Below are 9,225 nucleotides of genomic sequence, written 5' to 3'. Positions count from 1 at the left end.
CGGCAGCTCCTACAGGGGTATGCATTCCAATGTAGGAGCTGCCGAAGGCTGCGATCTTTGCTTTTAAGGGTGCTTAAGGCTATTGAGCTTCATTGAGCCAATCAGCAGTTCACTGTGTTCGAGCTCCGCCAGTCCCGCTGTACTGACTCGCTCCGGTGGATGCCCGGCGCCATGTTGCAGATAGCTGAGCAGATTGCCCACCAACGGGTTGTGGCTGACCAGCAGTACATTGCTCACCGCAACCAATTGCTCGGCCACCTTGTCGGGATCAGTATCCGGCGTCAGCCAGTCGACCGTGCGGATCTCCGGCTCGAAGCCGAGTACCTCACGAACGATCTGCGCAGTCTGCTGCGCGCGCAGATAAGGGCTGGCGTAAATCGCGGTCAGCGGCTGGCCCATCAGATGCGCCGCGCTCGTCAGGGCTTCGTTGCGGCCGTGCTCGGTCAGCTCACGTTCGGAATCGATTTTCGAGCCGTGAGGCACCGCCTCACCGTGACGCAATACCCAGAGTTTCATAGTTTGGGCTCCTCATCGCGCACCGGATGCGCGGCCGGGGCGACGGTGTGCGGCGTTTCCCCTTCCGGGGTGCGCGGCGCAGGCCAGTCGGCGAACGGCCAGGGCTTCTGGTCACTGTGGAACGTGCCGAAGCGGCCGATCTGCGCGAGGAACTGGCTGAGGCTGTCGCCAAAATTCATCAGGCTGGCGCTCGGTGCGCCGTAGATCAAACGGTAGATCAGTTGCACCAGTACCACCGCGCCGAGGATGAATTGCGCGACTTGCCAGACCAGCAGATAAACGATCATCCACAACACCCGCAGGAGAATGGATTCGTACTGGGTTTCGGTTTTCGGATCGTTCATGGCTTGCTTCCTGTCCGTGTAACAGCTGAATCAGTTGAAACCGCTGGTGGAAATAAAGTCGACGTCAGTTTTCGGCTCGGCACGCATCAGTAGACCGATCACCTGCTCCAGCGTGCGTCCTTCGAACAGGATTGCGTGCAGCCCGGCGACCAGCGGCATGTACACACCGACTTCCTGGGACTTGGCCTTGAGCACTTTGAGGGTATTGACCCCTTCGGCGACTTCGCCGAGACGCGACACCGCTTCGTCGAGGCTCAAGCCCTGACCAAGGGCGAAACCGACCTGATAGTTGCGGCTCTTGGGCGACGAACACGTCACGATCAGATCGCCGACCCCGGCCAGGCCGAGAAAGGTCATCGGGTTGGCGCCTTGATTCACAGCGAAGCGGGTCATCTCGGCCAAGGCGCGAGTGATCAGCATGCTCTTGGTGTTCTCGCCCATCTCCAGCGCCACCGCCATGCCGGCGATGATCGCGTAAACGTTTTTCAACGCACCGCCCAGTTCGACACCGAACCGGTCGGCGCTGGCGTAAACGCGGAAGGTACGCCCGTGCAGCGCGGCTTGCACCTGTTTGCACAGCTCTTCGTCTTCGCTGGCGACCACTGTGGCGGTCAATGCATGTTCGGCGATTTCCCGCGCCAGGTTCGGCCCCGACAACACGCCGATCCGCGCCTGCGGGGCGATCTCTTCGAGGATCTGGCTCATCAGTTTGAAGGTCTGCGCTTCAATGCCTTTGGTCAGGCTGACCAGCATCTTGCCGCTCAAGCGCTGGGCGTGGGCCGCAAGCACCGTGCGCAAGGCGCTGGAGGGCAGCGCGACAAAGCACAGATCGCAGGCGTCGAGGGTGGCCTGCAGGTCGGTGACGGCGCTCACCCCCGGCAGAATCTTGATGCCTTTGAGGTAGCGGGGGTTTTCGCGATTGACCCGGATGGCCTCGGCCTGCTCGGGGTCACGCATCCACTGAAGGACTTGATGGCCGTTCTCGGCCAGCAGATTGGCCACGGCGGTACCAAAACTTCCGCCTCCCAGGACCGCAATCGGGCGCTGTTCAGTCATATGCAATCCGTTAATCCATACCAGTGGCGATGCCAGGCATTATACGGGGCGCCCCGGTGGCGGCCAGCCCCAGCAACAATTACCGACATTTGTAGGAAGAAGACCAATAAAGCCTAGGAAAATGCCTGTAACGTCACTGGAAAAGTCGCCGCCCTCGGTTAACATGCGCGCCAATTCTTCTCTCTACAGGCTGTGTCGTGTTTTCTGGCCCTCCTCCCCCGCGCTCGCCCCTGCTACTGGCACTGCTGTTCAGCCCGCTGGTGCTGGCGGACGACCTGTTCGTCGACAGCCAGACGCTGCCGCCGGTGCTCACGGCCACGCGGCTGAAGCAGACGCCGGCAGAAGTGCCCGGGAGCATGACCGTCCTCGACAACGAATTGATCACTGCCAGCGGTGCCCGCGATATCAGCGAACTGCTGCGGCTGGTGCCGGGAATGATGGTCGGCAACATCAACGGCAATCAGCCGGCGGTGAATTACCACGGCACCAACGCCAGCGAAGCACGACGCATGCAGGTGCTGATCGATGGCCGTTCGGTGTATCGCGCCGGTCTGGCGACGGTGGACTGGAGCGATATTCCAGTGGCCATGGACGACATCGAGCGGATCGAGGTGTTTCGCGGCCCGAACACCGTCAGCTACGGCGCCAACGCATTGATGGCGGTGATCAACATCATCACTCGCCACCCGGCCGACAGCCACGGCACGCGCCTGAAAATCACTCGCGGCCAGCGCGGCATCAACGACTTTTATGCCAGCCAGGGCACCGGTTGGGATGGCGGCGATTTGCGCCTTTCGCTGTCCGGCCAGGAAGATGACGGTTTCGACAGCGACCGCAACGGCGCCGATTACCGCGACAGTCGGCGCTTGAATCGTCTGAGTCTGGCGGTCAGCCACGACCTCAATGAAGGACAAAGCCTCGACTGGCAGCTCAACGCCAAGGACGGCAGCAATCAGCGGCCTTATACCTACCGCCCGGTGTTCTCCGGGATTACCGACGCCGGGAACAATTCCGACGTGGTCGCTAAGGATTACGCCGGCTCGGTGCGCTGGAACCTCGATATCAACCCGGAACACAGCCTTTACGTGCAAGGCTCGGCGCAGCATTGGGACCGCCAGCAAGTCTGGCGCGCCTGCGATGCCGAGGTGTCGTTCAGTCCTGAACTGACGCAATTGTGGCAGCTCAACCCGAATTACACCGAACGCCTGGCGCGCAACATCAGCCAATTCACCGGCCCCGGCGCGGCACCCGGCACGCCAGAGGAAATGGCCCTGGCCAATCAGGTGCTCGAACAATGGCGTAACGGCGCGAGCAGAACCCTGTGCGGCGACATCGATCAGAGCGCCCGCGAGTCGCGTTACGACCTCGAACTGCAAGACACCCTCAGCCTGTCCGACAGCCTGCGCCTGGTCAGCGGGCTCAACTACCGCTACGACCGCGCCGACTCCGAGACGTACTTCAACGGTACCCTCGACGACACCACCTGGCGCGCTTTCGGCCAACTGGAATGGCGCGCTACCGAGCACTGGCTGGTGCAGGGCGGTGCGATGTTCGAAGACACGCAACTGATCGGCAGTTCGCTGACCCCGCGCTTCGCGGTCAACTACCTGATCAACCCGCGTCACGGCCTGCGCGCGGTGTACTCGGAGGCGATCCGTTCGCCGGACATGTTCGAGAACAACGTCAACTGGAGCTATCAGGTCAGCAACCTGCGACCTTCGGCGTATGGCCAGTCGTCGGCGCGCTATTTCGTCAAGACCCGCGGCCCCGGCGATCTCGATCAGGAGCACATGCGCTCGCGGGAATTGGGCTACAACGGCTATTTCGCCGAACTCGGACTGGCCGTAGACGTGAAGCTGTTCTACGACGAAATCACCGGGATGATCAGCGAGCCGCTGCGCAACAATCAGTACATCGCCAGCAACGCCAACAGTTCGCGCTTTCGCGGCACGGAAACGCAACTCGACTGGCGCCTCAGCAGCGCCGACCGTTTGCGCTTCACCTACGCCTTCGTCGACGCCGAGGCGAGCAATCCGCTGGATCAGCAGTTCACCTCGCGCAACAGCGGTTCCGCCGGTTGGCTGCGTAACTGGGGGCATGGCTGGAACAGCGCCCTCTTCTATTACGGAGACAACGCGCTCAACGGCTATCGCTTCGAACGCGTCGACACGCGCATCGCCAAACGCATCGCCATTGGCAAAGCGCAGCTGCAACTGGCGGGCGTGCTGCAACAGCGTCTCGACCATCAGCCGAACACCTTCGTCGATAACAATTATGACGAACGCCGGGTGATGTATTTCAGCGCCGAGCTGGAGTTCTAGGATGCGCAACGGCTCGTCACGGAAGACGCCAACCCTTGGCCACTGGCTGGCGGGGCTCTGCCTGTTCTTGACCGCGTGGCTGCACGGGGTCGCGGTGCAAGCCGCCGACATTCTCCTGACCGGCGCCGAGGAAAGCCCCGGCGTGCAGGCGTTCGTCCAAGCATTGAGTGAACTGCGCCCGACCGACAACGTGCGGTTTCAGCCGCTGGCGAGCCTGCCGGCGCCGGGCAAACTGCCGGCCAGCCTGCGCCTGATCCTGCTCGATCTGCCGAGCCTCGACTGGCGCCTGCAGGACGCGCAAGGCCCGTCGACCCTGGTGTTGCGCATCAGCCGCTTGCAGGCGCGCCAGCGTTTCGCCGATGCCCATCCGGCGCGCCTGAGTCTGCTGTGGAGCGACCCGCCGCTGAGCCGACAACTGCAACTGATCCGGCGGATTCTGCCCCAGGCCCGGCGCGTCGGCGTGCTGTTCGATGAGCACGGCGAATTCCTTCTCGACGAACTGCGCGTGGCTGCCCGGTCCTTGAATCTGGACATCGTCAGCCAGCGCTGGGACAACACCCACGACAGCCGTCCGTTGCAAGCCGTGCTGAAAAACAGCGACGTATTGCTCGGTCTCGACGACCCCGATCTGTACAACTCGCAAACTGCAAAGAATCTGTTGCTCAGCAGCTACTCGCGGCAGGTTGCGCTGATCGGCCCCAACATTGCATTCGTTCGCGCTGGCAGTCTCGCCAGTACCTACAGCGATCAAAGCGACTGGCTGGCGATCCTCGACCATTTGCTCGATCAGCCGACCAGCGCATGGCCGCGGGCGCTCTATCCCGATCGTTTCAAAGTCTCAAGTAATGCGCAGGTGGCTCGTTCCCTAGGCATCGAACCGTTGAATGAAGCATCTGTCGCCAGTGCCTTGGCCGAAGGAGAGCGCCGCCCATGAATTTCCGTCGCCGTTGGGACATCAACACCCGCACCCAGCTGATCAGCCTTGGCCCGGCGCTGTTGCTGACGTTGCTGTTGATCAGCTTCTTTACCTTCGTACGCATCCAGGATTTGCGTCAGGAGCTGAACCACACCGGCCAGTTGATCGCCAACCAACTGGCCCCGGCCACGGAATACGGGGTGATTTCGGGCAACAACGAAGTGCTGGAAAGCCTGCTCAAAGCGACACTGGCCACGCCCAATGTGCGTTTTCTCGAAGTGCAGGACAGCGCCAACCGGATTCTGGTGTATGTCGAACAACCGGCCGACAGCCACAGCCGCCCCCATCAGGTCGAAGTGTTCCAGGCCCCGGTGCGCCTGCAGCGGATCGCTTTGCACAATGATTTTTTCCAGGACGGCAAAGTCAGCAACAGCGCCGCGGGCGAGGATTATCTGGGGCGGGTGATCGTCGGCCTGTCCAACGACGCTTTCAGTCAGCGCCAGCAGGAGATCCTGTTCAAGGCCGGGATTCTCGCGCTGTTTGCCCTGCTCTTCACCTTCGTCGTCGCCCGGCGTCTGGCCGGCAGTCTGTCGCAACCGATCCGCGACATCGGCGATGCAGTCAAGGCGATTCAGGAAGGCGACTACAAAACCCCGCTGCCGATTGTCGACGACACCGAACTGGGCGCGCTGTCGCAGCACATCAACAACCTCGCCCAGGCGCTGGAACAGGCCAGTCGCGAACAGCAACAGGCGATGGCGCAACTGATCCAGACCCGCGAAGAAGCGGAAAAGGCCAACAACGCCAAATCGGATTTCCTGGCGATGATGAGCCACGAACTGCGCACCCCCATGAACGGCGTGCTGGGCATGCTGCAGTTGCTCGAAACCACCGAGATGACTGACGAGCAGGTGGAGTACGCCGCTCTCGCTTCGGAGTCGACCGAGCATTTGCTCAAGGTCATCAACGACATTCTCGACTTCTCGCGAATCGAACGTTCGGAGCTGGAGCTTGAGCACATTCCGTTCAACCTCGCCGAGCTGATCGGCGCCTGCGCGCAATCGTTCCAGCACAGTGCGGTGCAGCGAGGCCTGGCGCTGAATCTGCGCATTCCCGACGACATGCGCGGTTTGCAGGTGCAGGGCGATCCGACGCGGATCCGGCAGATTCTGGTCAATCTGGTCGGCAATGCCTTGAAGTTCACCGAGCAGGGCCGGGTCAGCATCGAGGCGCAATGGCAATCGCTGGATCATGAACTGCTGTGGTTCACCTGCTCGGTGCGCGACAGCGGCATCGGCATTTCATCGCAGAGTCTGGAGCTGATGTTCAATGCCTTCCAGCAGGCCGACAGCTCGATCTCCCGCCGTTACGGCGGCACCGGCCTGGGTCTGCCGATCGCGCGCACGCTCGCCGAACGCATGGGCGGCACCTTGCGCGCGCAGAGTGAGGAAGGACGCGGTTCGGTGTTCACGCTGGAAATTCCATTGGCGCTCTATAAGCAGGCAATGCCGGCGCTGGCCGCGCCGCGTGCGCTGAACGGCAGCGGTCAGGGCGACGGGCGTCATGTGTTGCTGGTCGAAGACAACCCGGTCAACCAGACCGTGATCGAAGCGATGCTGCGCAGTCTGGGTTTTGCCGTCAGCGTGGCGACCGATGGCGCGCAAGCGGTGCGCAGCGCCGGGGACGGCGAATTCGAAGTGATTCTGATGGACTGCCGCCTGCCGTTCATCGACGGCTACGAGGCCACGCGGCAGATTCGCGACCTGCCCGGACGCCGCGATGTGCCGATCATCGCGCTGACTGCCAATGCCTTGCAGGGCGACCGCGAAACCTGTCTGGCGGCGGGTATGAACGATTACCTGGCCAAGCCGTTCAAACGCAATGACCTGCAGCAGATTTTGCAGCGCTGGGTGTCGTAGTGTGGGCCTTTCGACCATCTGCGACTGGCGTGAAAAGCGAAAGTGCGGCAGTCTTAGGCACCCGAACGAGCCCCAAAAGGGGCTTGATTAAAAATTTCAGTGCACAAGTGTACATTCATGTCCTTGGTGCTGTGACTTTCACCACAACGCAATAGTCTATGAGTAGGCTGCCGGTTCGAGGCATGAACGCTTCGAACGGTCGGGAAGATCTGCCCCACCTGCCGCATGGGATTATTGAGGAGCTCGCATGACCAAACAAAACGCCTTTACTCGGGAAGACCTGCTGCGCTGCAGTCGCGGTGAGCTGTTCGGCCCAGGTAACGCGCAACTGCCCGCCCCGAACATGCTGATGGTGGATCGCATCACCCATATCAGCGAAGAAGGCGGCAAGTACGGCAAAGGTGAATTGGTCGCCGAACTGGATATCAACCCTGACCTGTGGTTCTTCGCCTGCCATTTCGAAGGCGATCCGGTGATGCCGGGCTGCCTGGGTCTGGATGCCATGTGGCAACTGGTCGGCTTCTTCCTCGGCTGGCAAGGCCTGCCGGGCCGCGGCCGTGCGCTGGGTTCGGGCGAGGTGAAATTCTTCGGTCAGGTGCTGCCGACCGCCAAGAAAGTCACTTACAACATTCATATCAAACGCGTCCTCAAGGGCAAGCTGAACATGGCCATCGCCGATGGTTCGGTGAGTGTCGACGGACGCGAAATCTACACCGCCGAAGGCCTGCGCGTCGGCGTGTTCACCTCCACTGACAACTTCTAAGGGTTATTCGCATGCGCCGCGTCGTTATCACTGGTCTGGGCATCGTTTCGTGCCTGGGCAATGACAAAGAGACCGTCTCCGCTAACCTGCGTGCAAGCCGCCCTGGCATCCGGTTCAACCCGGAATATGCTGAAATGGGTCTGCGTAGCCAGGTTTCCGGCTCCATCGACCTCAACCTTGAAGAGCTGATCGATCGCAAGATCTATCGCTTCGTCGGCCATGCAGCGGCTTATGCCTACCTGGCCATGAAAGACGCCATCACTGACTCCGGCCTGACCGAAGAGCAGGTGTCCAACCCGCGCACCGGCCTGATCGCCGGCTCCGGCGGTGCCTCCACGCTGAACCAGATGGAAGCGCTGGACATCCTCCGTGAGAAAGGCGTGAAACGCGTCGGCCCGTACCGCGTCACGCGGACCATGAGCAGCACCGTTTCCGCCTGCCTGGCCACGCCATTCAAGATCAAGGGCCTGAACTACTCCATCGCATCTGCCTGCGCCACCAGTGCTCACTGCATCGGTACCGCCATGGAACAGATCCAGATGGGCAAGCAGGACATCGTCTTCGCCGGTGGTGGTGAAGAAGAGCACTGGAGCCAGTCTTTCCTGTTCGACGCCATGGGCGCCCTGTCCAGCAAGCGCAATGACACCCCGGAACAAGCTTCCCGCGCCTACGACAAGGACCGTGACGGTTTCGTCATCGCTGGCGGCGGCGGCATGGTTGTCGTCGAAGAGCTGGAACACGCTCTGGCCCGCGGCGCGAAAATCTACGCCGAGATCGTTGGCTACGGCGCAACGTCCGACGGCTACGACATGGTTGCCCCAAGCGGCGAAGGCGCGATCCGCTGCATGCAGCAGGCGCTGTCCACCGTCGACACCCCGATCGACTACCTGAACACCCACGGCACTTCGACTCCGGTCGGCGACGTCGCGGAAATGAAAGGTGTGCGTGAAGTGTTCGGCGACAAGGCTCCAGCGATCAGCTCGACCAAGAGCCTGTCCGGTCACTCCCTGGGCGCTGCCGGCGTGCACGAAGCGATCTACTGCATGCTGATGATGGAAGGCAACTTCATTGCCGGCTCCGCCAACATCGACGAGCTGGACCCGGAAGTGGCCGATCTGCCGGTGCTGACCAAGACCCGCGAGAATGCCACCATCAACACTGTGATGAGCAACAGCTTCGGCTTCGGCGGCACCAACGCCACGCTGGTGCTGAAGCGCTGGGAAGGCAAGTAAGTCCCCGCTGCCGAGCCACACATGAAAACGCCCCGACTGGTTCGGGGCGTTTTTTTTGGTCTATGGAATCTCCGAGCCGACAAAAATCCTTTGTAGGAGTGAGCCTGCTCGCGATAGCGCTGGATCAGCCAACATCTTCTGACTGACACTCCGCTATC

The 9,225-nt window shown here is 61.5% G+C and carries 8 protein-coding genes; 5 read left to right on the top strand and 3 right to left on the bottom strand.

From position 1 onward, the window contains the following. Nucleotides 1-63 precede the first annotated feature (63 nt). Genes sixA through DCO47_RS23215 form a run of 3 tightly spaced genes read right to left on the bottom strand, consistent with a single transcriptional unit; the run spans nucleotide 64 to nucleotide 1,916 of the window. Nucleotides 64-516, bottom strand: a complete 453-nt coding sequence (gene sixA / locus DCO47_RS23225) for a phosphohistidine phosphatase SixA (RefSeq protein WP_064364813.1) — start codon at nucleotides 514-516, stop codon at nucleotides 64-66. Continuing rightward, complete coding sequence (locus DCO47_RS23220) at nucleotides 513-860, bottom strand: DUF4389 domain-containing protein (protein WP_083352189.1); 348 nt, start codon at nucleotides 858-860, stop codon at nucleotides 513-515. Before DCO47_RS23220 ends, sixA begins: the two co-directional genes overlap by 4 nt. Before the next feature lie 30 nt (nucleotides 861-890). Then, a complete protein-coding gene (locus tag DCO47_RS23215) occupies nucleotides 891-1,916 on the bottom strand; it encodes an NAD(P)H-dependent glycerol-3-phosphate dehydrogenase (RefSeq protein ID WP_042607156.1) in 1,026 nt (341 codons plus the stop codon). 197 nt (nucleotides 1,917-2,113) lie between these two features. Between DCO47_RS23215 and DCO47_RS23210 the strand changes: the two genes are divergently transcribed. The 5 genes from DCO47_RS23210 to fabB all read left to right on the top strand — a co-directional run bounded on the left by DCO47_RS23210 (nucleotide 2,114) and on the right by fabB (nucleotide 9,067). Further along, nucleotides 2,114-4,237 carry a TonB-dependent siderophore receptor gene (locus tag DCO47_RS23210; protein WP_116659002.1) on the top strand — a complete coding sequence of 708 codons (2,124 nt, stop codon included), beginning with the start codon at nucleotides 2,114-2,116 and terminating at the stop codon, nucleotides 4,235-4,237. Between the two features lies 1 nt (nucleotide 4,238). Beyond that, nucleotides 4,239-5,171, top strand: a complete 933-nt coding sequence (locus DCO47_RS23205; RefSeq protein ID WP_065616801.1) for an ABC transporter substrate-binding protein — start codon at nucleotides 4,239-4,241, stop codon at nucleotides 5,169-5,171. Beyond that, complete coding sequence (locus tag DCO47_RS23200) at nucleotides 5,168-7,072, top strand: ATP-binding protein (protein ID WP_116659001.1); 1,905 nt, start codon at nucleotides 5,168-5,170, stop codon at nucleotides 7,070-7,072. Before DCO47_RS23205 ends, DCO47_RS23200 begins: the two co-directional genes overlap by 4 nt. A 247-nt stretch (nucleotides 7,073-7,319) precedes the next feature. Then, entirely contained in the window at nucleotides 7,320-7,835 is a 516-nt protein-coding gene (fabA, locus tag DCO47_RS23195) for a 3-hydroxyacyl-[acyl-carrier-protein] dehydratase FabA (RefSeq protein WP_024013962.1), read from the top strand. A gap of 11 nt (nucleotides 7,836-7,846) precedes the next feature. Next, nucleotides 7,847-9,067, top strand: coding sequence for a beta-ketoacyl-ACP synthase I (gene fabB, locus DCO47_RS23190; RefSeq protein WP_016773647.1), 1,221 nt, complete (start codon nucleotides 7,847-7,849; stop codon nucleotides 9,065-9,067). The last annotated feature ends 158 nt before the right edge of the window (nucleotides 9,068-9,225 follow it).

Source organism: Pseudomonas sp. NDM (genome assembly GCF_003105095.1).
Taxonomy (GTDB): Bacteria; Pseudomonadota; Gammaproteobacteria; order Pseudomonadales; family Pseudomonadaceae; genus Aquipseudomonas; species Aquipseudomonas moraviensis_A.
Note: the sequence above shows the minus strand (reverse complement) of the source record. Positions and strands in the feature narration are given on the sequence as shown.

Excerpts from the sequence above, each read along its gene's own strand:
- DCO47_RS23215 (WP_042607156.1), bottom strand. The coding sequence starts at position 1,916 with ATGACTGAACAGCGCCCGATTGCGGTCCTGGGAGGCGGAAGTTTTGGT.
- DCO47_RS23200 (WP_116659001.1), top strand. The coding sequence starts at position 5,168 with ATGAATTTCCGTCGCCGTTGGGACATCAACACCCGCACCCAGCTGATC.
- fabA (WP_024013962.1), top strand. The coding sequence starts at position 7,320 with ATGACCAAACAAAACGCCTTTACTCGGGAAGACCTGCTGCGCTGCAGT.
- fabB (WP_016773647.1), top strand. The coding sequence starts at position 7,847 with ATGCGCCGCGTCGTTATCACTGGTCTGGGCATCGTTTCGTGCCTGGGC.
- sixA (WP_064364813.1), bottom strand. The coding sequence starts at position 516 with ATGAAACTCTGGGTATTGCGTCACGGTGAGGCGGTGCCTCACGGCTCG.
- DCO47_RS23220 (WP_083352189.1), bottom strand. The coding sequence starts at position 860 with ATGAACGATCCGAAAACCGAAACCCAGTACGAATCCATTCTCCTGCGG.
- DCO47_RS23205 (WP_065616801.1), top strand. The coding sequence starts at position 4,239 with ATGCGCAACGGCTCGTCACGGAAGACGCCAACCCTTGGCCACTGGCTG.